Consider the following 22,903-nt stretch of genomic DNA (forward strand, 5'->3'; position numbering starts at 1 on the left):
AGGTAATTTCATGAAAAAGCCTCTAAAAGTTATAAGCATCAATATCTAATAGAAATAAAAAACAAACCCTATTAAATGAAAAAACCTCAGTTATTCTCTTTTCATAAAAAATCTAAAATGATATAAGGTCATCGACTCATGTTTAGAAAATACATACACTTTATCATGATTTTATTGTTATCTAGATGTGCTCTGGCTTCGCCAATCATGAGCAAACCCAAAATTATTAATGGTATCCCAACCGAATCGCAACAGCTTCCCTGGCATGTTGCAGTCAATTATGCCCACTGTGGCGGTACTATCATTGATACCAAATGGGTTCTAACTGCCGCACATTGTATCATGTCGAAGGATGGCACACTTCGTGATGCCGATAGCATAGATATTTCTGCTAATCTTATCGATTTAAATGATAAAAACATCACAGCGCATCGGGTGGAACAATTCTATCTTCACCCTGAATATGATAATGATACCCTTGTTAATGACATTGCTTTAATAAAGCTAGCTACTGCGGAGTATGACGATCACTATAAATTTGATGCTAACACATCTCTAAAGCTGTTATCCAAAGAGGAACAAATCATAATGGATAAACAGTTTGAAAATGAATGGGTAGAACATCAAGTCAGGAATAGCAATCTTCTCGCTTCCGGATGGGGCGATATTCTCCCACTTAAGGAGCAAGATGGCTATGATCCTCACCTTCGCCATACCCTTCTTAGCGGTGTACCCTCCGATCAGTGTTCATCTATACGAAACGAATTTTTTGAGACTAGTTACCGGGGGAATTTTTTAAAAAATGCCATCTGTGCCACTTCTCCCGATCCTAAACTAGCAACAGATACCTGTCGTGGTGATTCAGGTGGCCCCTTAGTATGGCAGAATCCAAACCATAAAAAAGACAAAGACAAGGGCTTAAGGCTGGTTGGCATTACCAGCTATGGCTATTATTGTGGTGCCAATGAAATTCCTAATGTTTACGCAAAAGTTTCTATCTACAGAGACTGGATCGAAAAAACGATGAACAAATCCCTGGATAGCATCCCGGTATCAACATTTAATTATGACCCTTTTGAGGCAGACTACTCCGGCGCACCAACGGTAGAGGCGATAAACGTACCTCTGAAACCTCTGACGACGCCCCCTAAACGCTCTGGTGGGAGTACTTCAATGGGATACTTATTGTTTCTCTGCGGGTTATTATTATTCAAATGTACAGGCATGAACTTCACTCAGGCCGAACGACAATACAAGTTATAGAGTGCCATATAGCAGACTTATTTCTTATTCGTGTAATCTACAGTCAATGATTAGACCAGCTTTTAGTGATGATTTGAGAAGTTTATTGGTAGCTCAAACCACAGACTTTCATTTTGTACCTTAAAGTTGGCCTAATATTACTCACTCCGAGAATAAAGTAAATCCTAAGTAGAGAGGCACTTACAACAAGAATGCCAATATATGCATAATAAATATTTCCTCGGCATTCTTGACTTTTAATTCACGTCGGCTAAAATTCAAATCTACACAAATGAGATGCACAATAATGTCCGGGACACTTTCAGAATTACCGTTGAGCAACTCCTTGGCATTATTACCGTTTCTGAATTGCTATAGTAATTCAGATTTTAGTCAAACAGAGTTATTAAGTAACTTCAGTCTCACCCCTCATCATATTAATGGCAATTGCTATATTCCGACTTTCCACATATACAATATAATCAATGAAATATCAAATGCGATCAATACTGAAAATATTGGTATAATAGCTACAGTTTCAGAGGACTATTTAGATCTCCCTCCAGTTATTAAAGAAAGTATACTAAAATCAGTGAGCTTGTTTGATATATTCTTTTTCGTATCATCTAACCAAAGTCTTCTGGGCTCTCATCTCAACATATGGTTAGAACACGAAAAAGATACTTTTTATATCTGTCATCAAAGAACCGCCCCTCTTAAAATTCAAGGTTTGTCTCAAGGGGAATATCATAGAACATTAACAATAATTAATGTGCTTCGACGCTTTCTCGGTGACGATTGGAAACCTGAAGCCCTGTATTTGGCTTCCCGCCTGGCGCCACCACATGACATCATAACAATGACTAGATCAGGAAAAGTTTTTACTAATGTAAAATATGGACGTATACCGATTAAAACTAGTCTTGATAAGATCGCTGAAAGCGTATCAATCGGCCAGTTAACATCCCCATTAGATTATAGCTCTCTCGATAGGCTCAGGGTTGCCATAAATACTTTCATTGAACATGAAGATCTTGACTTATTCTTTTTGTCTGATATTTTCGGCTGCTCAAAACGGAGCATTCAACGAATACTTAAATTTCATGGCACCACTTTTAAGAATATTATAGCGCAGCAAAAAACAGCCCATGCTATAACGCTACTAAATGAAGAGATTAGCATAATTCATATTGCGCAAAGGCTTGGTTACAGTGACCCTTCAAATTTCACGCGTGCTTTCAAGAGACACACGGGTTTATCACCGTCTTCATTTCGGCGATCTTAAAGACCCTCGTCAGTCAGCGTAAGCTGCGATAGTACTTCGGTACTGATGAGCCAATGCAACTGAAATGATAAAATTTTTTCAAAATTTCGACCCGGATAAAATAAGAACCACTCTCTTATTCTGTAAACCTTTACCTTCCATTGTGCACAATAGATAATCACCTTAATACCGATTGGTATATACCCAAAGCGACCTAAATATGCAGAGTGCAGCGAGAATTCATTGTGGTGGCTTGGGTAAAACACCCTATCGAAAATCCAGACTGACGCCCAACAGCTCATAAACAAATCAGTTTGGACACAATAGCAATCAGTATCATTCTCTGATTGATATAATACGCCCTAACTGGAAACGTCCATTTATGTTGAAATTTTTCGAAAAACTGACCTCAGCTTTTCCCGCTCAAGAGCCCGAACAGCCGCCCGAAGGTCTGTTTGCTTTCTGTCGTCATTATACCCGCGGATTTGAGCTGCCATTGCTTGCGATGTCACTGCTCAGTGCGCTGATAGCGATCATTGAAGTCTCGCTTTTCGGCTTCATGGGACAACTTGTCGACTGGCTGACCAGCCATAACCCCGACACATTCCTTGCCGAAGAAGGCGGCAAATTGATGGTCATGGGGCTTATCGTCTTAATTGTCGTTCCTTTGCTGGTGTTGCTGCACTCATTACTGATGCACCAGACCTTGCTGGGTAACTATCCGATGTCAATCCGTTGGCTGGCACACCGTTACCTGCTTAAACAGAGTGTCTCTTTTTACCAGAACGACTTTGCCGGCCGCATTGCCACCAAAGTGATGCAGACTTCATTATCTGTTCGTGAAACAGTGATGAAACTATTGGATGTGCTGGTCTACATTATGGTCTACTTCACCTCGATGCTTGTCATGATTGCGCAAGCTGATTTTCGCTTAATGTTGCCAATGCTGGTCTGGTTAGCGGCTTATATTGGCATTCAGTTGTTATTCGTTCCCAAGCTGAAAGCCGTTTCGACCGAGCAGGCCGATGCCCGTTCACTGATGACGGGCCGTATTGTCGACAGTTATACCAATATCGCGACCGTCAAACTGTTCTCTCACACTGACCGGGAAACTGAATATGCAGAGCAAGGCATGACCGGCTTTCTTGATACTGTTCACCGCCAGATGCGTCTGGTAACGGGGATTAATATCAGTGTAGAAATCATCAACTACGCGTTGGTCTTTGCTATTGCTGCTCTTTCTATCTGGCTCTGGACCGGTTCCGCCATCACCATCGGTGCGATTGCGGTCGCTGTCAGCCTGGCATTGCGTATCAACGGGATGTCGAAATGGATCATGTGGGAAATCGGCGGTCTGTTTGAAAATATCGGTACGGTTATTGATGGTATGCGTACCCTGTCAAAACCTGTCGATATTGTGGACAAACCCAATGCCCCGGCACTGACAGTAAAATCTGGCGGAATACAATTTGATAACGTCAGCTTCCACTATGGCGAAAAGAGCGGCGTCATCGAAAAGCTGAACCTGAATATCAAGCCGGGTGAAAAAGTAGGGCTGGTAGGACGCTCGGGGGCAGGTAAATCAACAATGGTTAACCTGTTAATGCGCTTCCACGATGTGGAATCAGGGACTATCAGTATTGATGATCAAAACATTGCTGATGTGACTCAGGATTCGCTGCGCGGGCAGATTGGAATGGTAACCCAAGACACCTCACTGCTCCACCGTTCAATCCGTGAAAACATCTTGTATGGCAATCCTGATGCCAGCGAAGAACAATTACTGGCTGCCACTCGACAGGCGCATGCTCATGAGTTTATCACCACGCTGTCCGACCCTTATGGCAACACCGGCTACGATGCCCAAGTTGGCGAGCGCGGCGTCAAACTCTCCGGTGGTCAGCGCCAGCGTATCGCTATTTCGCGGGTATTGCTAAAGAATGCCCCTATTTTACTATTGGATGAGGCAACCTCAGCACTGGATTCAGAAGTGGAAGCCGCCATTCAAGAAAGCCTTTACGAGTTAATGGTTGGAAAAACGGTTATTGCGATTGCTCACCGGTTATCAACCATTGCCGCCATGGATCGCCTGATTGTTCTCGATAAAGGGGAGATTGTCGAACAGGGAACGCATCAGGAATTGATCAACAAGAATGGCATCTACGCTCAGCTCTGGGCACATCAGACAGGCGGTTTCATTGGCAGTGGCGTTTGATTCAATCAACTCATAAACAAACTAAAGGATCAGGCAGGGGGGCATATCCCCCCTGCATTAAGGATTATCGACTAGCTCTTTAACCCTTCACTAACCAGTAAATAGCCGCGATTACGCTTGGTATCTTTAGTTGCCATGGCTTCAAACAACTGGTCACTCTGCACCCATACCCAGTTCGCCTTAGTATTTGATACGTCCATGATCAGAAATGAATCCGATGCTTTATGATAAGCACCAACCGGTGAATAATGGCCGGAGCCTGGCTGGTTAAGCGGTGCTCGGGAGTAGTTAATTACCACGTATTGATTCTTAGTTTCCATTGCTTTGATCAATTCAGCTTTCATCTCAGCCTGATGATCCAGGTTATCAACGTAGACCGTTTTAACAGTTAACTTATTCGATTGAAGCAGATCAGTCATCTGATCCAACTGTAAACCATAATCAGGTCCGGCCCCAGCAGTAAGCGGCTGGCCCATGATCTGCAATCGGGTTTTAGCACTGTTTGCTAACACTGTGTTTTGTGTATATTGCTCATAGAATGGCGTCCAGTCACCCTGCGGGAAATAGGCGCGATCTTCCGGTTTAATACCTGACTCATCCAAAGGAATATCAGTGACATTTTGTCTTACCCGGAGCGCATTCAGAACGATGCTTGTAGATGCCACACCACAATAAACTTTGTTGTCCTGCGCTTCATAAAAGTTAGCCAGTTTGAAAAAGTCGTTTTTATAGTGAGACTGCTCAAGACGGGTAATACCCTCATTACTTGACCAGTCCAGCACATCAGCGACTGCAGCGGCACTCGGCAACACTGCCAGCATTATAGAAAGAACCGATGTTTTCAAAATAGTATTCATATTTAACCTTTTATATTAATCGTTGTTCAGCAATTCGACATAGCATCGTTACACCCAGTGGAATAATGCTGTCATCAAAATCAAAATCACAGGTATGCAGATTGGTGCCTTTCGTTCCAATCATGAAAAAACAGGCGCCAACGCTGTCGTCCTTTTTAAAAAATGCCATATCTTCGCCACCCGGACTGGGCTCCACACTGGTGTTAAGGTTTTCTGTTCCAACCGTCGATTTAGCTACGTTGATCACACAGTCGACCTGCTCACTAGTATTCACTGTCGCCGGACAGAGAACTTCAAACGCCACGTTAGCTTCGGCGTTATAGGCCTCTGCAATTGAAGAGGCAACTTGTTTCATCTTACTGCGCAGGGTGTCGCCGACTTCGCTCTCATAGAAACGGATGGTACCGCCAGCCTCTGCGAACTCAGGAATAGAGTTAAACACTTCCCCGCTTCGGATCTTGGTTACCGCAAGAACCCCCATTTGAGAACAAGGTACGCACTCAGATACGATTGACTGCCATGCAGTGATGATTTTTGCTGAGATAGTTATTGGGTTAACACACTTATGCGGCACACTCGAATGTCCGCTGCACCCTTTCACCGTCAGGCTGAATTTTTCACCTGCGCCGGTAATTGGGCCGTAGCGCAACGAGATGGTATTTTCCGGCAATCTTGGCATGTTATGAAAACCGTACACTTCATCAAACGGGTACTTTTCAAACAGACCGTCATCCATCATCGCCTTCGCACCAGCGCCAATTTCTTCAGCAGGCTGAAACAAGAAGATAACCCTGCCTCGGAAACGACGATTTTCAGATAGGTAGCGGGCTGTTGCCAGCAGCATAGCCATGTGGCCATCATGGCCACACGCATGCGCATGACCAGGATTTTGTGAAGCATAAGGCTTTCCGGTGCAATCCTGCATTGGCAGGGCATCCATATCCGCCCGGTAGGCAATCGTACGGCCTTCTCCCAATTCTCCGTCCAGAATTCCGACCACTCCGGTCTGGCCAAAATTGCGGTCAACTCTCAGGCCCCAGAATTCCAGCTTGTTCGCCACATATTGTGATGTTTTGTGAAGCTCAAATCCTACTTCAGGAAAGCTGTGTAGTTTATGACGCCATTCAGTAATTTCCTGATGCCATTCATTAACTATTTCAATCGTATTCATCATATTTGTCCGGATAGCAGCCAGAACCAAAAGTTCTGGCTTAAGTTTACGAGTAGATTAGGCTTTTTCGGATGCAGGCTGCATTTGTTGCACAGCTGCACGCTTTCGCGCAATAAAGTAAAGCGGAGAAATTAATGCCATGAAGCCCAATCCAACAGCAATTTTCATTGGTGGTTGATCTGCTAATAGATACAGACAGATGATGACAGCTAACACAGGAAGAACCGGACCAAATGGCGCTTTAAATGATGATTTTGCCGCTTCGTCATTGGCAAAACGCTTGCGGAATACTAAGACACTTAGGCAAGTAGGAATGTACTGAACAAATCGCGCTACCACAGACAACATAGCAAGTTGTGCGAATGAACCGCTTAGCGCGATAGGCACCGTTACGACACAAGAAGCAATAATCGCAACTGTTGGAATACCGTTACCGTTCTTTTTACCAAAGAACTCTGGAATCATTTTGTCATCAGCCAAAGGCAGTAACGCACGTGGAATATGGAACGAAGCTGCTACGTTAATACCACCAATTGAAACAATTGAACCAATAGTAATTAACCAGTAACCGAAATCGCCAGACACTACGCGAGCAGCATCAGCCAGTGGAGTACCTGAAGTAGCAACAGACTCACCAAGTACACCGACAGTCACTGCCATAACTAATGCGTAGAACATCATCACGATGCCAAGTGAGATACAAATAGCACGCGGCAAGTTTTTCTTAGGATCTTCCATATCTTCAGCAGCAGTACCGAATGTCTCAAAGCCAGTGAATGAGTAAAATGCCAAGATCAACGCAGAGATGATGGTTTCAGAGTTTAATGTGTACGTCGGGTTAATTGCTGAGTTCGGAATGATGTTTGATGGCGTAATATGCCAAATACCTACGACAATTAAGAATACCAATGGCAGCATCTTAGCTATCGTTGATACGTTGTTTACCATTTTCGCGGCATCGACACCAAGAAGGTTGATACCAGTAAGAACCACAATGATACCAATCACAATAGCGTTACAAAGGATCGCGTCATCAGCAAATCCGAATGTATTCGATAGGATATTCTTAAATGCTACAGCCATAACCGCCCATGCAATACACTGCATAAACCATTTCAGAAAACCAACTTCAAATCCGGCAAACTTACCAAAGGCTTCTTTGGTATAGACATATGCCGCGCCATTTTTACTGAAATAACCAGCTGCTTCAGCAAAGCATAAAGCGATACTTGCTACTAATGCGCCAGTAATAAACACCATTGCGACAGACCAGTCACCAGCAAATTTATAAAGCGACGCAGGTAAAAGAAATATCCCCGAACCAATAATAGAGTTAAAGCCTAGCAAGACTATCGACCATAAGCCGAATTTTTTTTGTTTTTCCGTCATGAGTACAACCTTAAAAAGTTAATTATTTCTTATGTGTTCAAATATTCCGGATATCTATAATCTAATCGTGCACGAAGCCATATCATCTTATTTATAATGCCGATGACATTAGTTGATTAAGACTATTTCCAAGTATTCTTTTTTAATTGAGCTGAAGCATACACCTTTAGAAGAGAAAAAAAATTGCAAATTTACTCGAAAAACCACAATAAATAGAATTATTTCCCACAAAAACCACTTGGGCATAGAATAATTTCTTTACTTTGATTTCGGTTATGTTTGGATCAATCAATCACTTACAATTGTATGATCTAATTCAAAAAACAAAAAATAAATCGTAACATCTAAGATGACAAACGAAGTAAATAGTAAGAGATATATCACAAATTTATTATTTAATTTAAAGCCGATCATTAAAGATATAATCTTTGCCTAATATTTGAGCACTAGTGAAAGTTGGAATGAATATGCTGCATGGTGAGTATAAGGGAGGGTTGATACGATATTCTCGATATAACGGAGTACCTATTTTAAAAAATAAAAAAACCCGCAAATGCGGGCTTATCAGATAAAGCGAAAACGGTTACTGAGTAACTGCAATCACTTCAATTTCTACTTTGGCATCCAGAGGAAGTCGCGCAACCTCAACACAGCTGCGTGCCGGACAGTTTTCACCAAAAAATGCCGCATAAACTTCGTTTACGGTGCCAAAATCATTGAGATCTTTAACAAACACTGTTGCCTTCACAATATCAGCTTTTGTCAGACCTGCAGCATTAACAATCGCTTCTACGTTAGCCAGTGATTGCTTTGCCTGCTCTGCGACATCTTCCGGCATTTTTCCGGTTTCTGGATTCAACGGTAGCTGACCAGAGGTGTATAGCATATTACCGAATTTCTTTGCTTGTACATACGGACCAACGGCTGCTGGTGCAGTGTCTGTATTAATTGTTTCTACCATAATGCCCTACTTGTTATTTAAAAATTATGTTATCGAGAAAGATGCTTTATACCCCAACCACCTTAATGCAGTTGGGTATATATGACATCTATTTACGCACCATGATATCTAAAATCTGTACGTCAGTTTGAGTCATTGATCCGTTGGCTAACGCGGAAAGATTACGAATCGAGGTATCAACATCATCCGCCACTATCCCTTCATTACCCGTCACTCGGATACCATCGAGCGCCATCAATGCGGCTTTTACGGCAGCACCGGCCGAAGACGAAACTTTCATTGCACAACTGGCTTTGGCTCCATCACAGATAATGCCGGCAATATCGCCAATCATGCTGCAAATAGCATTACTGATTTTGTCAAAATCACCACCAAGCAACCAGGTCATCCCAGCCACCGCTCCCATCGATGCAGTGGTCGCACCGCATAGTGCTGAAAGTTTGTTTTGATGGCTTTTAATATAAATAGCCATTAAATGGGATAGCATTAATGCGCGGATCGTTTTTTCTTTATCGACGTTCAGGAAATCTGCCACAACGACCACCGGCATCGTCGCCGCAATGCCCTGGTTACCAGAACCTGAATTACTCATCGCCGGTTTCATTGCACCATCCATGCGAGCATCGGACGCTGCCGAAGTACGGCGAAGCACATCGGTTAGCAATCCACCAGATAATACCCCCCGGTCAACATTACGCTGGAACGTTGCACCGATTTGTAAGCCATATTTACCTGTTAACCCCTCAGCCGATAATGCATCATTTAGCGCATAGGATTGTTCAATAAAACGGATATCTTCTAACGGCGCGTGCAGTGCAAAATCATAGATATCTTCCGCCGTGGCTTCTGTAAACGGGTTATCAGACTTACTGTTTGCATCTGTTGTCGCAGGCGCCGCGATATACGTTGTAATGCCATTTTCTTCAATGGCCACAACATGAGTATGGCTGTCGGCAATAGTGACCGAGACAAATTCAGCACCGCTATTTACCGTCACTTTTGCATACAGAATATTGCTGACACCAGCGACGCCAACAGAGACGCAATCAGCATCAATCAGTGCCTTCGCCTCTGCCACATCTTCAGGCGTAATATGTTTAAGCACTTCCAGTTTTGCTTTTGCGTCACCAGCCAGCGCACCAACCGCAGCCGCAATAGGCAACCCCACCATTCCGGTACCGGGCACGCCGACGCCCATGCCGTTTTTCATCAGGTTAGGGGAAACTAACGCCGTAATTTTTTCGGGCTTACCATTTAGCTTGTCTCGCGCAATCGCTGCGGCTAACGCGACTGAAACCGGCTCGGTACATCCCAAAGCCGGAACAACTTCTCGCTTAACCACATTAATGAAACTATTCCATAGATGCGTTTTCATTTTTATCACCTTAATGCACGCAATGCAGAGATGATTCACTAACCACCATCAACGGTTGCTTGAAATGTATTTTTGCAAAGGGCCACCCCTTAACTTGCTATGGCATTAATATACGGTGTCTTCTAAGGAATTTTTTCGCTTTTTTTGCTAGTAATCCAACCTTATATGGAATAATTTTCTCCATATTAGGGAACTGAAAGATGGTTTGTTATAGAGATCACAGTTTATGCCTTCCGCCCCGCCCACTTTTTACCAACTATCAATATAGGGGCAAGCACACATACCGAAATAACAAACCACTGGAAGTTATTTACCCCGGCGATAGCGGCCGTCTGGGTTTTCAATTGCCCACTCAACAGTGCTGCAACCCGGGCCGGGGTCGCTTCCAGCATACCTTTTTGCAAAACCTGAACCATCGTATTCTGATAGTGAATAAAGGCATTATTGGTTTCATTGAAGTTTTCACCCAGCACACTTACCACGCCAGAGGCTTCCTTGCTCATTAAACGGGAGAACAGAGCTATCCCCGCAAGACCGCCAAGTGTCCGGAACAGATAAAAGTAGCTTACCCCTTGGGGGATATGCTTTTTATCAAAGCTGGAAAGAATAGAGATGGTCGCGGTAACATTCAGAACGCCGACACCAAAACCACGTAATAACAGGGCCAGCCACATGTCGCTTTCACCGCTTGAGGCATTACTGGTGGAAAGAAATGCGCTGGAAATCAGGATCATCAGTACCCCGGCAGGGATCACCGCATCTGATTTTAACCGCGGATGGTTGCTGATCCAGATACTGACCACCAGCCCCAATAACATCATGCCGAAAGCGGGAACCTGGATCCAACCCAGCTCGCTATGGCTGTAGCGCAACACGCCCGCAAGGTAACTGGCAATCAACATAGAAGTACCCGACACGGCAAACCCGGCTAACGCAGCATTGTACATCGAGACTTTGTTCTTATCTGAAGCCAGTACATCAGAGCGAAGGTACTCGCCGCTTCCCCTATTTTTTCTGATCGCAAAGACACAAAGCAGGATCAAAGCCGCAGCTATCATGACCATATCAATAATGACAGGGCTGTCAAACCAGTTGTAGAACTGGCCTCGCATCAGCACAAATACCACACCCAAGATGGCAGCGGTCATTAATCCAGCCTGAGTCAGGTTGAACGTAACAGGCTGTTTCTCATCTTCACAAGGGAAAGGACGTAACCAAAGCCAACCGACCAATACGATATAGAAAATAACCTGAACAGCAAAAGAAAACTGCCAAAGGTTACCTTCAGCCAGCTCGGCCAATATCCACGGGTATACCCCCATAGGCAAGAGGGTGGTCATGAGCAGCATACAACCCTCGGCATAGGCAATCTCTCTGACCGTTAAATTTCTCAATACCAAGACCTGTGCCGCGACAAGAATGGCACTAGCAGCAATGCCGTGGCCGAACCATGCCAGATATTGGGCTGGTGCCACCGTTGTGAAACCACTGATTACGGCGCTGGTTAAACCAATAGCAACGCCTGCTCCGAATAAGCGAATAGCACCAAAACGGTACGTCAGCCAGGAAGCAAAAGGCAGCATGGCCAATTGGGCCAGGATATATAAGATGTTGAACCAAGATCCGTCATCTGCCGATAAGCCGAGGGCTCCGGCCATCTCAGCAGCGCTTGCGTTATAGATGGCTGACGTGATGCCTAACGGGATCATTGCCAGCGATAGAAGCAGGATAAGTTCATTGCGCCGGATCATCATTACACCCCTGTATTACCAGTGCTTACGGCACTATTGGTAAGAACAATAACCTCGGCGGACAAGCCCGGTACAACACTGCCTTTGAGAGCTGCGGGGATCTCCAACTGAATCTTTACCGGCACGCGCTGAACCACTTTGACGAAATTACCCGTCGAGTTATCCGCTGGAAGCAAGCTGAATTGGGTACCGGTAGACGGTGAGATACTGCTCACTGTACCTTTGATCTGCGTGTCAGGGAACATATCTAATACCACATCGACTTTCTGCCCGGGCTTTACATTGGTCAGCTGAGTCTCTTTGTAGTTGGCTTCCAGCCACAGATCATCGACTGGTACGATAGCAAGAATACCTGAACCGGCTTTGACAAACTTGCCCACCTGAAGGGAGCGGTTGCCCACGACCCCGCTGATTGGCGCAAGTATTTGAGTATCTTCCAGTGCCAGTTCACTCAGCTCCAACCCAGCCTTAGCCTGCTGTTGTTGCGCCAGTAGCTGTGAGCGCTCAGTATGTAAGGTTTTAAGCTGTTGCTTAGCTGCCGCCAGCTTGAGTTGTGTTGCCTCCAGGTTGGCACTGGATTCTATTGCTTTGGTTTTTTGCAAATCGTGTTGGGTCTTGCTGATCGCGCCATTTTTAACCAATTTGGAATAGCGTACCAACTCTCTTTGCTGGAGCCCATTTTCAGCTATTGCGACATTGAGATATGCGGCCGTTTCTTTGATCTTTACCTGCTGTAAATCAATTCGCGCCAAATTGTTCTCTAATGTCGCTTCAGCCATTGCCAGAGCGGCTTGCGCCTGATCTCGGCGAGCAACGTAATCACGGTCATCAATGGTTGCCAGCAGTTCCCCGGCTTCTACCCGTTGATTATCAGTAACATATATTTGAGTAACACGCCCTGAGGCTTCAGCACTGATTTGGGTGATCTCGCCGTGCACATAAGCGTTTTCGGTTTTCACCTGGTCGGCTTTAGGCGCAAAGGTACTGTAGATTGCGCAGCCCGAAACAGCCAAGGCCAGAGCAACCACACTCGCTTTAATTTTTGTTTTCATATTATACCTTCCCATCCACTTATCGTACTGTACCGGACAGTACGATAACTTATTTGATATAACATGTCCAAGTAATATTTGATGCGTGGTTGTGAAAACACCAATCCAAAATAACGAAACATGAAAAAATATTGCGAATGAGAAGTTACTTGGGTATAGAAATTTTAGGTCATAAATTGCATGGAATGGAGAGAACTGGTCTAATGTATCCAGATAATGAGGTATTGAAATGCGTCCATCAACCCTGAAAAAACAACAGAAAATCATTGAAGTAGCAACTAAGCTATTTTTGGAGCAAGGCTATACTGAAACCAGTATGGATCAAATAATTGAACAGTGCGGAGGCTCAAAACAAACCCTCTACCGTTATTTTGGTGACAAAAAGGGAATTTTGGTCGAAGTCATTACCCAATGCACCGAAGAAATGGAAGCAGTGTTTCAGTTTGAACCTGACAGCGATATCCCGCTGGCCGAGCAACTGACTCAATTTGGCTATGAGTACATCAAGGCACTTTGTTCGCCAGAGTTACTTAATATGTACCGAGTTATATCGTCCGAATCACGCCATGATAAAGAGCTGGCCGAGCTTTTCTTATCCCGCGGCCCGCACCGTATTCACCACCTGCTCATTGACTTTCTGCTAAGTCAGGTTAAGCGAGAAGAACTCAAGTTAGATGATCCTAAATTTGCTTGTACTCAGTTACTGAGCATGCTGAGAGGTGACTATTTTCAGGAAGCGCTGGTAGGGATGGATATCCCGACAGAACAGGAAATGAAGCAATATGCAGCTCAAACCGTGAAGTGTTTCTTATATGGTTATGCCACATAGGCACAGAATGGGGCTGACCAGACGGACCAATAATCTGAATCAATCAGACAAATAATTAGTCTGCCTGGTCAAGCGATGGCAGAACAAAGTTTTGCTTCTTCAGCAACTTTGTAAACTCTTCAGGTAATAAAGGAGGGCTAAAATAAAAACCTTGTAACTCATCGCAACATTTATCGGCTAAATACTCCATCTGCGATTTAGTCTCGACACCTTCCGCGATAACCTTAAGCCCTAGGCTGTGAGCCATAGCAATAATGGCTAACACAATGGCGGTATCATCACCATTCTGGGGGATATCACTGACGAAAGCGCGGTCAATTTTAAGTCGGTCAATGGGAAAACGTTTGAGATAACTCAGACTGGAATAGCCCGTACCAAAATCATCAATGGCTAAGTCTATTCCCATATCTTTTATTTCTTCCATACACTCAATCGCATGTTCAACATTACGCATCAACATACTTTCTGTGATTTCCAATTCCAGATAATGAGGATCCAAGCCTGTTTCCTGCAAAATATCAGCGGTCATGCTGGCTAAATTAGTTTGCTCAAATTGCCGGGTTGAGAGGTTGACGGCTATGCGCATTGCTGGATAGCCCAATTTCTGCCACTTTTTAGCCTGCTTACAGGCAGTTCTAAGCACCCATTCACCGATGGGAATAATCAACCCAGCCTGCTCAGCGATGGGAATAAATGTATCAGGCGGTATGCTTCCCATAACGGGGTGATACCAACGCAGCAGGGCTTCGGACCCGACTATCGTATTCGTACTCAGACTAAGCTGAGGTTGATAAACCAGTTGGAATTCACCATTAGCCAGTGCACTGTGTAATGACTGTTCTATGGCCAGGTGATTGAGATCGCCTATACCCATTGAAGCATTATAAAATTGATAGCACCCTTTACCATTGTGTTTAGCTTTGTACAACGCTGTATCAGCATACTTAAACAGGCTTTCTACATCAGTACCGTTATTGGGAAAGAGCGATATACCGATACTGCAGGTAATAGAAATGCTATAACCCGTCAGCTGGAAAGGCTCTGCCAGGGCCTTTAACAGTCGTTTGGCAACAAGTGAAGGAATATCAGAGTGACATAAGTGGGGAAGAAGAATAGTAAATTCATCTCCGCCCAGCCGAGCCGTGATCAAATCTTCTGGTGACGAGCGGCCACCTATATTAGACAAGCGCAAAGTGCCGCTCAGGCGTTGACCAACGGCTTTTAGCAACAGATCACCAACGCCGTGTCCCAATGTATCATTGATGCGTTTAAAGTTATCCAGATCGAGAAAAAATACTGCGGCTAAAGACTGATCGAGCTGGGCTTGTTGCAGTGCTTGCTCTGCCAGGCTCTTAAAATGGTAGCGATTTGATAAACCGGTAAGGCTATCGGTTTCAGCCAGTCGGCGGATCTCTGATTCAGCCTTCTTTAATTCAGTAATATCATGAAAAACATAAAGCGTTTCACCTCGAAACCCATTAGCATCACCTAATTGGGTTACAGAAAATAATACATGTTTATGCCCGTTATTTCCTCTCAGAACCAAACCTAACTGACTCATAACTGCACCATCACGCTCTATAGTCTGAGTAAGGACGGCTCTTTCACTATCATTTAAATCAAGAAATTCCAATGGTTTAAGTTCAAGAAGTTCCGATTCCGTCACATCAAGCAGAGCGGTAACCGCCGGATTCATCATCCTGATTTTTCCTGATGCGGTCGTGACCATAACTGCATCTTGCATACTTTGCAGAACTTGATCCAACTGATCCCGGGTAATAAGAGTCTTTCTCAGATCATCGACCATGGTGCGATAAGCCGCCGCCAGATCTCCTATTTCGTCGCTGCGAGTGATGTCAATCTTCGCTTCATAGTCTCCACGACCGACACGAACCAGCTGTTCAGTCAAGTTTACAATCGGGGCACTCAGACGCCGGGATAAAAACAGAGAAGCGAACAAAGAAAGAACAATAAAAATAACACCCATTATTAACAGTGACTGCTGAGTTTCGCTGCGAATAATTTGCCCGTTAGTAATAAGTGTCGCTTGAAGATTATCAAGCTGAGTGGTCAACGATGTAAGGAGCAGGGAGATATAAATACCTCCGATGGTCTCGTCAAATACCTGGATCGGGGCAAAAAAGTGTATTGAGTCGCCCTCATGATGAACAACCAGCTTATCAGGTATGGCCTTTAGGTCAGAATGCAACTCCAGAATGTTACTTCCGCTCAGTTTCATCTCCGATGTACCATCGTTCAAAACGGAACCAGCTTTATCATAAACATAAATCTGCGAAATATCATACTCAGCATACAGCGCATGAATTAGCTCACCAATCGCGTCGACATCTTGCAATATTAGCGGGTTAGTAAGAGCGCCAGCACTCATTGCTGCAAGTTGATAACCACGTTGTTCGTACTGCTCGATAATAGCCAAGCTTAATACACGCTCACTCTCCAGCCTCATATTGTTAATGCCCTTATCTGCCTTGTGACTAAGAACCACAGATACCACGCCGAACACAAACAAAAGCAACAGACTGATAACAATAAAGTACTGATAGCGAATACGCATAGTAGCTCTCTTAACTATAGTGGTAAGTCATGCTTTTTCAGTTGCTCATGAAACAAGGTTAATTCACCCTCTTTGAGTAACTCATATCCGGTAACACCTCGGTAGTGCTTTAGTTCCTTAACGTCTTCGGGAGCATTGGCAACAGCTAGTAATATTTTTTGAATTGCAACTTTGAGCGGCTCTGACAAATCACTCCTGACAGCCCAAACCGCTCGGGGAAACGGTTCAGTACGGTGAAAAACACGGAGTTTTTGCTTTAGTCCCTCAGGGATATATTTAGGATCATTCCAGTCGCGGCTGCTGATTGTTCCAGCCTGCACCCATTCAGAGGAAACCCACTGGGCAACATTGACTTCTTTCTTCGCAAAAAGGTAGCCAATATGGGTTTGTTCCGGGATGACTTCTCTGCTGTCTATCTCAACCAAAGGTAACCCCTGAGATTCAAGTATCATCCGCGGAATAAAATACGAGGGGGTTGAGTGCGGGGTTTCGAAAGCGATTGTATGTCCGAGCAGATCGGAAAGCGCATTTATATCACTGGCTTTACTGGTTACAAAGAGAGTCTGGTAACTTTTCATACCATTACGCCACTCCTTGAATAACAACTCAGCGCCCGCTTGTTCTTTGAGCACAATGGCGGTATACACAGCGGCAGGTACAATATCCACTTTGCCGTCACGCACATACTCACTCATCTGCTGCTGACTTGTCGCAAAAACCACCTCCCAATCAGAGACACCCGCCTCTTTGAGGCGTTTTACCAAAAAATCTCCGAGGGTCTTGTATTTGGGGTAGTCCTTCCGCGGGTTGACCGAGATGCGCCCCAGCTTCAGGACATAGCCCTTCGCAGGCTCCACCGAATCTGTTTGATTGACCTCTGAATCAGCCTGTGCAGGCATAACAGTAGCAATTAAGCACATCGTAATAACAATAGGCAGAGTACGAAAAAAACAACGAAGCAAACCGATTTCCATTTCAGTATCCTTTTATTGAGGTTTAGCCAATTACCAAAAAAAATAAGTAGTGGTTCCAGCCCAATTGAAACCCCGAGTTACAAGACCTACGGCGATAAATGTTCATATTGTTAGACAGCTCAACAGTGTTCCGTTTACGATTAACATTGCCGTACCTCATTTATATACTAGTTCCAACATTCTGATTTGGGATAATATAAATTAAATATAACGACTAAAACCTCATACTCACACATAGACTCATTGATGAGCCTTTTATCATTAATGTCTAAGAACATTGACGCCTGAATATACAAGGTTGCAGCAATAAGCCGCGTCTCTTATAACCCATCGTTATTTATAATAATGAGTCGTTTAGCAGGATGTTTTCACTACATTTTTGTTAATTGATGGTATTTTTGACGATATTTCGCAAGTCAGAAAATAACCCCGATTAAACGAGGTTATACCGCCTTAGGTTAGTTAATGACAAACAGTGCCATAAATTCATCAACCGGCGTGGCTTCAAGTTTGGCCTGATCACAACACAAATCGAAGATTTTCTGGCAGGTTGGCTCCGGGAAACGGGTCTGCAGGTTTCGCTTGAATTTGCGTTCCAGCACCGGGATCCCTTCTTCACGGCGGCGACGGTGACCAATCGGGTATTCCACCGCAACTTTTTCAGTTGCGGTACCATCACTGAAAAACACCTGAATGGCATTGGCAATGGAGCGCTTATCGGATTCCAGATATTCCGCGCTGTAACGCAGGTCTTCTTTAATGTCCATTTTGTTGCGCAGCACATCAATACGCGCGTCACCACGGTGGAAATCATCTTCATAATGCTCAGCAATTAAATCGCCATGCAGCAGCGGGACCGCAATCATGTACTGCAGGCAGTGATCGCGATCGGCCGGGTTGGCCAGATCCCCTGATTTTGAAATGATCCGAATGGCCGACTCATGTGTCGTCACTTCAATGTGATCAATGTCATCAATGCGATCTTTGACTTGTTCATGCAGCTGGACCGCGCATTCAACTGCGGTCTGCGCATGGAACTCCGCCGGGAATGAAATCTTGAACAAGACATTGTCCATGACATAACTGCCAAACGGCTGGTTGACTTTAAACTGCTCGCCTTTGAACAGCACATCATAATACCCCCATTGAGGCGCAGTCAGTACTGATGGCAGCCCCATCTCCCCTTTCATGGTCATCATTGCCAGGCGAACCGCACGGGAAGTGGCATCGCCTGCCGCCCAAGATTTACGGGAGCCGGCATTCGGTGCATGGCGATAGGTCCGCAATGAGCAGCCGTCGACCCATGCCTGAGACACTGCGTCGATGATCTGCTCTTTGCTGCCACCCAGCATTTTCGTCACTACTGCCGTTGAGGCAACGCGTACCAGCAACACATGGTCGAGTCCTACGCGGTTATAGCTGTTTTCCAGCGCCAGCACGCCCTGGATTTCATGAGCCTTGATCATTGCCGTCAGTACATCACGCATGGTGAGCGCCGCTTTACCTTGAGAGACGGCAACCCGGCTCAGGTAATCGGCGGTTGCCAGAATACCTCCGAGGTTGTCAGAGGGGTGACCCCACTCGGCTGCCAGCCAGGTATCGTTGAAATCAAGCCAGCGAATAATGCAGCCGATGTTGAAAGCGGCCATGACCGGATCGAGTTCATGGGAAGTTCCCGGAACGCGGGCCCCGTGACGTACAGTCGTTCCCGGCACAATCGGCCCGAGGTGCTTGGTACACTCAGGAAAACGCAGCGCTAACAAGCCGCAGCCTAGGGTATCGATTAAACAATTACGGGCGGTGTCGTACACTTCTGGCGAATTAATTTCTGTATTAGCAACATAATCAGCTATTTGCACTAACAGTTCATCAGGTGCCGGACGTTCATTCATTTCGACATTTATGCTCATGGTTTCTTCCCTATTCTTTATCCCGATTGGTATTATCTGGTCGTTAGCCGGATATATTCTGGCTATGCGCCTGTTCAGAAAAGGCACGCTATTTGGCAGAGGTGCGCTGATCTATCGGCAGCCAGTCTTGATGATCAGGCCCTTCATAATCAGCGCTCGGACGAATAATGCGATTATTCGCTCGTTGCTCAAACACATGGGCAGCCCAGCCGGTTACGCGACTCATGACAAAAATGGGGGTAAATAATTTGGTTGGGATCCCCATAAAGTGATAAGCCGAGGCATGAAAAAAATCCGCATTCGCAAACAAGCCTTTCTCTCGCTTCATCACCTGTTCGACACGTTCAGAGACCGCGAACAGATGCGTATCACCTACATCTTGCGCCAACTTGCGAGACCACTCTTTAATCAGCGCATTACGCGGATCGGATTGACGATAGATGGCATGGCCAAAGCCCATGATTTTGGCTTTGTTGGCCAGCATCTGCATGATCCCGGCTTCAGCCTCGTCTGCACTTTGCCACTGTTCAATCATTGCCATCGCAGCTTCGTTCGCGCCGCCATGTAACGGGCCACGTAAGCTCCCGATGGCAGCGGTAATACAGGAGTGTATGTCCGATAAAGTCGAGGCACATACCCTTGCTGTAAACGTCGAGGCATTAAACTCATGCTCGGCATACAGCACGAGTGAACAGTGCATGGCTTGCTTATGCAGCTCGGAGGGTGCTTTGTCCGTCAGCATTTCGAGAAAATACCCGCCAATGGTGTCCTGATCACTGCTTGCGGTATCGATGCGTACCCCATGATGGCTGTATCGATACCAGTAACAGATGATCGCTGGCAGCATCGCCAACAGGTTATCGGTCTTTTCACCCTGCTCAGCGAAGTCCATTTCCTGATCGAGATTACCCAGCATAGAGCAACCGGTTCGCATGACGTCCATTGGATGAGCATCCGCCGGAATAGCTTCTAATACCTGACACAAGGCCGACGGTAAGCCACGATTACTTTTCAATGCCCGCTTATAATTATCTAATTCACTTTGCGTCGGCAGTTTGCCTTTCAACAGTAGATACGCGACTTCTTCGAATTCAGCATAGTGCGCTAAATCCGTAATATCATAACCGCGATAGGTTAATCCCGTGCCCGTTTTACCTACGGTACATAACGACGTTGAACCCGCGCTTTGACCGCGTAATCCGGCATCATTGGTGATTGCCTTTTCCTTTTGACTATCAGCTACGGCTATTGCAGACATAGCAGACTCCTTTTAGTTGTTTCACGTTATTGGATTTGGTTATAACGCTCATCACGTTACTATCTCTTTCTTTGCTAAATCACAGATGCAAATAGCCGCAATAGCTTCGTGCTGAACAGCTACAAACTAGTACTCTTTCACATGAATTATGAATAATTGAAACACCTAAACATGTCATCTCGGAATCGAGGTACGAGATATCCGGGATCCAGCTCTAACCGCGTGCTCCTTATATTCCGTATAAGTTCGTGCCTCACTTTACGGAATGACGAAGGTGGTGACTGAACTCGTCAAAACTTCTGTGATGAAGTACTAGTTGGATTTAATTATTATTTTCTATCTTCCCGCTTTAACGGGTATTTTATTAACTATTTTTCTATTCAGGCCAGTTCTATTTAAATAAGCTCTTATTCTATTAATTTCGCCCATTTAAATAACTCGTTGAATTTAGTTATTTCCCGCGAAACAACTTATCAAGCTTCTGCTCATAATCGTGATAACCAAGATAATGATAAAGCTGTTCACGGGTTTGCATCTGATCAACCACATTGCGCTGATGACCATCTTTAATTAAATGTTGGTACACATTCAGTGCCGCCTGATTCATGGCACGGAACGCCGATAACGGATACAGCACCATGTCAACGCCACATTCAGCCAGTTCGTCGCCAGAGAACAACGGAGTCTGACCAAATTCGGTAATGTTTGCCAGAATCGGCACCTTCACCGCATCGGAAAACTGCTGATACTGTTCGAGGGTGTTAATTGCCTCAGGGAAAATCATGTCGGCACCCGCTTCGACACAGGCAATGGCACGCTCAATCGCGGCCCCCATTCCTTCCACTGCCAGCGCATCGGTACGCGCCATGATAACGAAGTCATCATTGGTGCGGGCATCAACCGCGGCTTTGATACGGTCGACCATTTCTTCCTGGCTGACGATGGCTTTATTCGGACGGTGACCACACCGCTTCTGCGCTACCTGATCTTCCATATGGATCGCGGCCGCACCGGCACGTTCCATCTCCTTTATGGTACGCGCGATATTCAACGCGCCGCCGAAACCGGTGTCGATATCGACCAGGAGCGGCAAGTGGGTCGCGGCAGTGATACGGCGGACATCTTCCAGCACATCATTCAGGGTAGTGATACCGAGATCCGGCAGGCCATAGGAGGCATTGGCAATACCGCCGCCCGACAGGTAAATTGCCTGGTGCCCGACCAGCTCAGCCATCATCGCGCAATAGGGATTAACTGTGCCTACGACTTGTAACGGGTGATTATGTGCAACCGCATTACGGAAGCGTTTCCCTGGGCTCATGATACTGTCTCCTTGTCATCTTAAATTAACTCGTCTGCCGTTAACTGTCGCTCAATCAGTTGGCGGCTGCGCATGATATGTCGGCGCATCAGCATTTCTGCCAACTCGCCGTCGCGTTCGCGTATTGCCGCAAGAATATGGCGATGTTCGCTCAGTGCTTTAGTCGGACGAGAATGCTGTCGCGGTGACTGAAACCGGTACATGCGAAGCAGGTGATATAACTCGTCACATAACAGGCCAATCAGTTTGGTGTTTCGACTCGCTTTGATAATTCGATAATGGAAATCAAAATCACCTTGCTGGTGGAAATAAGAGGCGCCGTCAACTTGTTCGATATGACGCTGATGCTGTTCTAACAGATCCTGCAATGCATCAATTTCATCGTCAGTAATATTGATACAGGCTAAACGTGCGGCCATACCTTCCAGCGCTTCGCGCACCGCATAGATTTCAGTTAGCTTGTGCTGACTCAACTCGACCACTCTGGCACCGACATGGGGAACCCGCTCAACCAGACCCAGTGATTCCACCCGCATCATGGCTTCACGCAATGGTCCACGGCTGACACCAAAACAGCGCGCTAATTCAGGCTCTGAAATTTTGCTGCCCGCCGGATACTCACCACTGACAACAGATTCAATTAGGCGATCGGTCAGATCCTCAGATTTTGTCAGTTCTTTGGTTGTCGTATTCCCATCCAACGTATCGACGGGCTTCAAGGTTACATCGTGTTTTCTCATTCAGATTGTCAACAATCAC

Annotated in this window: 17 protein-coding genes; 4 read left to right on the plus strand and 13 right to left on the minus strand. The window is 45.3% G+C overall.

Translation table 11 applies throughout. The features are described 5' to 3' along the window. Window positions 1-207 precede the first annotated feature (207 nt). The 3 genes from C9I89_RS04835 to C9I89_RS04850 all read left to right on the plus strand — a co-directional run bounded on the left by C9I89_RS04835 (window position 208) and on the right by C9I89_RS04850 (window position 4,721). Entirely contained in the window at window positions 208-1,263 is a 1,056-nt protein-coding gene (locus C9I89_RS04835) for a S1 family peptidase (RefSeq protein ID WP_170107616.1), read from the plus strand. Between the two features lie 286 nt (window positions 1,264-1,549). Then, window positions 1,550-2,527 carry an AraC family transcriptional regulator gene (locus C9I89_RS04840; RefSeq protein WP_170107617.1) on the plus strand — a complete coding sequence of 326 codons (978 nt, stop codon included), beginning with the start codon at window positions 1,550-1,552 and terminating at the stop codon, window positions 2,525-2,527. Between the two features lie 361 nt (window positions 2,528-2,888). Then, a complete protein-coding gene (locus C9I89_RS04850; RefSeq protein ID WP_107282210.1) occupies window positions 2,889-4,721 on the plus strand; it encodes an ABC transporter ATP-binding protein in 1,833 nt (610 codons plus the stop codon). 71 nt (window positions 4,722-4,792) lie between these two features. Here C9I89_RS04850 and C9I89_RS04855 read toward each other — a convergent pair whose 3' ends face one another. The 7 genes from C9I89_RS04855 to C9I89_RS04885 all read right to left on the minus strand — a co-directional run bounded on the left by C9I89_RS04855 (window position 4,793) and on the right by C9I89_RS04885 (window position 13,277). Continuing rightward, window positions 4,793-5,578 carry a phytochelatin synthase family protein gene (locus tag C9I89_RS04855; RefSeq protein ID WP_107282211.1) on the minus strand — a complete coding sequence of 262 codons (786 nt, stop codon included), beginning with the start codon at window positions 5,576-5,578 and terminating at the stop codon, window positions 4,793-4,795. Between the two features lie 10 nt (window positions 5,579-5,588). Beyond that, window positions 5,589-6,752 carry a M20 metallopeptidase family protein gene (locus C9I89_RS04860; RefSeq protein ID WP_107282212.1) on the minus strand — a complete coding sequence of 388 codons (1,164 nt, stop codon included), beginning with the start codon at window positions 6,750-6,752 and terminating at the stop codon, window positions 5,589-5,591. Between the two features lie 54 nt (window positions 6,753-6,806). Further along, the gene (locus tag C9I89_RS04865; RefSeq protein WP_107282213.1) at window positions 6,807-8,138 is read right to left on the minus strand and encodes an APC family permease; all 1,332 of its coding nucleotides are present in this window, start codon (window positions 8,136-8,138) and stop codon (window positions 6,807-6,809) included. Between the two features lie 583 nt (window positions 8,139-8,721). Beyond that, the gene (locus C9I89_RS04870; RefSeq protein WP_107282214.1) at window positions 8,722-9,099 is read right to left on the minus strand and encodes a RidA family protein; all 378 of its coding nucleotides are present in this window, start codon (window positions 9,097-9,099) and stop codon (window positions 8,722-8,724) included. 88 nt (window positions 9,100-9,187) lie between these two features. After that, window positions 9,188-10,474 (minus strand): L-cysteine desulfidase family protein, encoded by a 1,287-nt coding sequence (locus C9I89_RS04875; RefSeq protein WP_107282215.1) that lies wholly within the window; start codon window positions 10,472-10,474, stop codon window positions 9,188-9,190. Window positions 10,475-10,698: 224 nt separating this feature from the next. Continuing rightward, a complete protein-coding gene (locus C9I89_RS04880) occupies window positions 10,699-12,228 on the minus strand; it encodes an MFS transporter (protein ID WP_211315206.1) in 1,530 nt (509 codons plus the stop codon). Continuing rightward, a complete protein-coding gene (locus C9I89_RS04885; protein ID WP_107282217.1) occupies window positions 12,228-13,277 on the minus strand; it encodes an HlyD family secretion protein in 1,050 nt (349 codons plus the stop codon). The genes C9I89_RS04880 and C9I89_RS04885 overlap by 1 nt, the downstream gene beginning before the upstream one ends. A gap of 229 nt (window positions 13,278-13,506) precedes the next feature. On the opposite strand from C9I89_RS04885, the gene C9I89_RS04890 reads away from it, so the two are divergent. Further along, a complete protein-coding gene (locus tag C9I89_RS04890) occupies window positions 13,507-14,106 on the plus strand; it encodes a TetR/AcrR family transcriptional regulator (protein ID WP_107282218.1) in 600 nt (199 codons plus the stop codon). Window positions 14,107-14,161: 55 nt separating this feature from the next. Here the strand turns inward: C9I89_RS04890 and C9I89_RS04895 are convergent, their stop codons facing one another. From C9I89_RS04895 to C9I89_RS04920, 6 genes are all read right to left on the minus strand, one after another. Next, the gene (locus tag C9I89_RS04895) at window positions 14,162-16,681 is read right to left on the minus strand and encodes an EAL domain-containing protein (protein ID WP_107282219.1); all 2,520 of its coding nucleotides are present in this window, start codon (window positions 16,679-16,681) and stop codon (window positions 14,162-14,164) included. 14 nt (window positions 16,682-16,695) lie between these two features. Next, window positions 16,696-17,655: a phosphate/phosphite/phosphonate ABC transporter substrate-binding protein gene (locus tag C9I89_RS04900; protein WP_107282220.1), complete on the minus strand. Its 960-nt coding sequence runs from the start codon at window positions 17,653-17,655 to the stop codon at window positions 16,696-16,698. Between the two features lie 458 nt (window positions 17,656-18,113). Further along, on the minus strand, window positions 18,114-19,565 hold the full coding sequence (locus C9I89_RS04905) for a bifunctional 2-methylcitrate dehydratase/aconitate hydratase (protein ID WP_107282221.1): 1,452 nt from the start codon (window positions 19,563-19,565) through the stop codon (window positions 18,114-18,116). Window positions 19,566-19,653: 88 nt separating this feature from the next. Next, window positions 19,654-20,823, minus strand: coding sequence for a bifunctional 2-methylcitrate synthase/citrate synthase (gene prpC, locus C9I89_RS04910; protein ID WP_107282222.1), 1,170 nt, complete (start codon window positions 20,821-20,823; stop codon window positions 19,654-19,656). A 451-nt stretch (window positions 20,824-21,274) separates the two neighbouring features. Next, on the minus strand, window positions 21,275-22,144 hold the full coding sequence (prpB, locus tag C9I89_RS04915; RefSeq protein ID WP_107282223.1) for a methylisocitrate lyase: 870 nt from the start codon (window positions 22,142-22,144) through the stop codon (window positions 21,275-21,277). A 20-nt stretch (window positions 22,145-22,164) separates the two neighbouring features. Further along, complete coding sequence (locus C9I89_RS04920; protein ID WP_107282224.1) at window positions 22,165-22,884, minus strand: GntR family transcriptional regulator; 720 nt, start codon at window positions 22,882-22,884, stop codon at window positions 22,165-22,167. Window positions 22,885-22,903 lie beyond the last annotated feature (19 nt).

The sequence above is a fragment of the Photobacterium lipolyticum genome, assembly GCF_003026475.1.
Lineage (GTDB): Bacteria > Pseudomonadota > Gammaproteobacteria > Enterobacterales > Vibrionaceae > Photobacterium > Photobacterium lipolyticum.

Excerpts from the sequence above, each read along its gene's own strand:
- C9I89_RS04860 (WP_107282212.1), bottom strand. The coding sequence starts at position 6,752 with ATGATGAATACGATTGAAATAGTTAATGAATGGCATCAGGAAATTACT.
- C9I89_RS04865 (WP_107282213.1), bottom strand. The coding sequence starts at position 8,138 with ATGACGGAAAAACAAAAAAAATTCGGCTTATGGTCGATAGTCTTGCTA.
- prpC (WP_107282222.1), bottom strand. The coding sequence starts at position 20,823 with ATGTCTGCAATAGCCGTAGCTGATAGTCAAAAGGAAAAGGCAATCACC.
- C9I89_RS04870 (WP_107282214.1), bottom strand. The coding sequence starts at position 9,099 with ATGGTAGAAACAATTAATACAGACACTGCACCAGCAGCCGTTGGTCCG.
- C9I89_RS04880 (WP_211315206.1), bottom strand. The coding sequence starts at position 12,228 with ATGATGATCCGGCGCAATGAACTTATCCTGCTTCTATCGCTGGCAATG.
- C9I89_RS04835 (WP_170107616.1), top strand. The coding sequence starts at position 208 with ATGAGCAAACCCAAAATTATTAATGGTATCCCAACCGAATCGCAACAG.
- C9I89_RS04855 (WP_107282211.1), bottom strand. The coding sequence starts at position 5,578 with ATGAATACTATTTTGAAAACATCGGTTCTTTCTATAATGCTGGCAGTG.
- C9I89_RS04890 (WP_107282218.1), top strand. The coding sequence starts at position 13,507 with ATGCGTCCATCAACCCTGAAAAAACAACAGAAAATCATTGAAGTAGCA.
- prpB (WP_107282223.1), bottom strand. The coding sequence starts at position 22,144 with ATGAGCCCAGGGAAACGCTTCCGTAATGCGGTTGCACATAATCACCCG.
- C9I89_RS04895 (WP_107282219.1), bottom strand. The coding sequence starts at position 16,681 with ATGCGTATTCGCTATCAGTACTTTATTGTTATCAGTCTGTTGCTTTTG.
- C9I89_RS04900 (WP_107282220.1), bottom strand. The coding sequence starts at position 17,655 with ATGGAAATCGGTTTGCTTCGTTGTTTTTTTCGTACTCTGCCTATTGTT.
- C9I89_RS04850 (WP_107282210.1), top strand. The coding sequence starts at position 2,889 with ATGTTGAAATTTTTCGAAAAACTGACCTCAGCTTTTCCCGCTCAAGAG.
- C9I89_RS04840 (WP_170107617.1), top strand. The coding sequence starts at position 1,550 with ATGTCCGGGACACTTTCAGAATTACCGTTGAGCAACTCCTTGGCATTA.
- C9I89_RS04905 (WP_107282221.1), bottom strand. The coding sequence starts at position 19,565 with ATGAGCATAAATGTCGAAATGAATGAACGTCCGGCACCTGATGAACTG.
- C9I89_RS04875 (WP_107282215.1), bottom strand. The coding sequence starts at position 10,474 with ATGAAAACGCATCTATGGAATAGTTTCATTAATGTGGTTAAGCGAGAA.
- C9I89_RS04920 (WP_107282224.1), bottom strand. The coding sequence starts at position 22,884 with ATGAGAAAACACGATGTAACCTTGAAGCCCGTCGATACGTTGGATGGG.
- C9I89_RS04885 (WP_107282217.1), bottom strand. The coding sequence starts at position 13,277 with ATGAAAACAAAAATTAAAGCGAGTGTGGTTGCTCTGGCCTTGGCTGTT.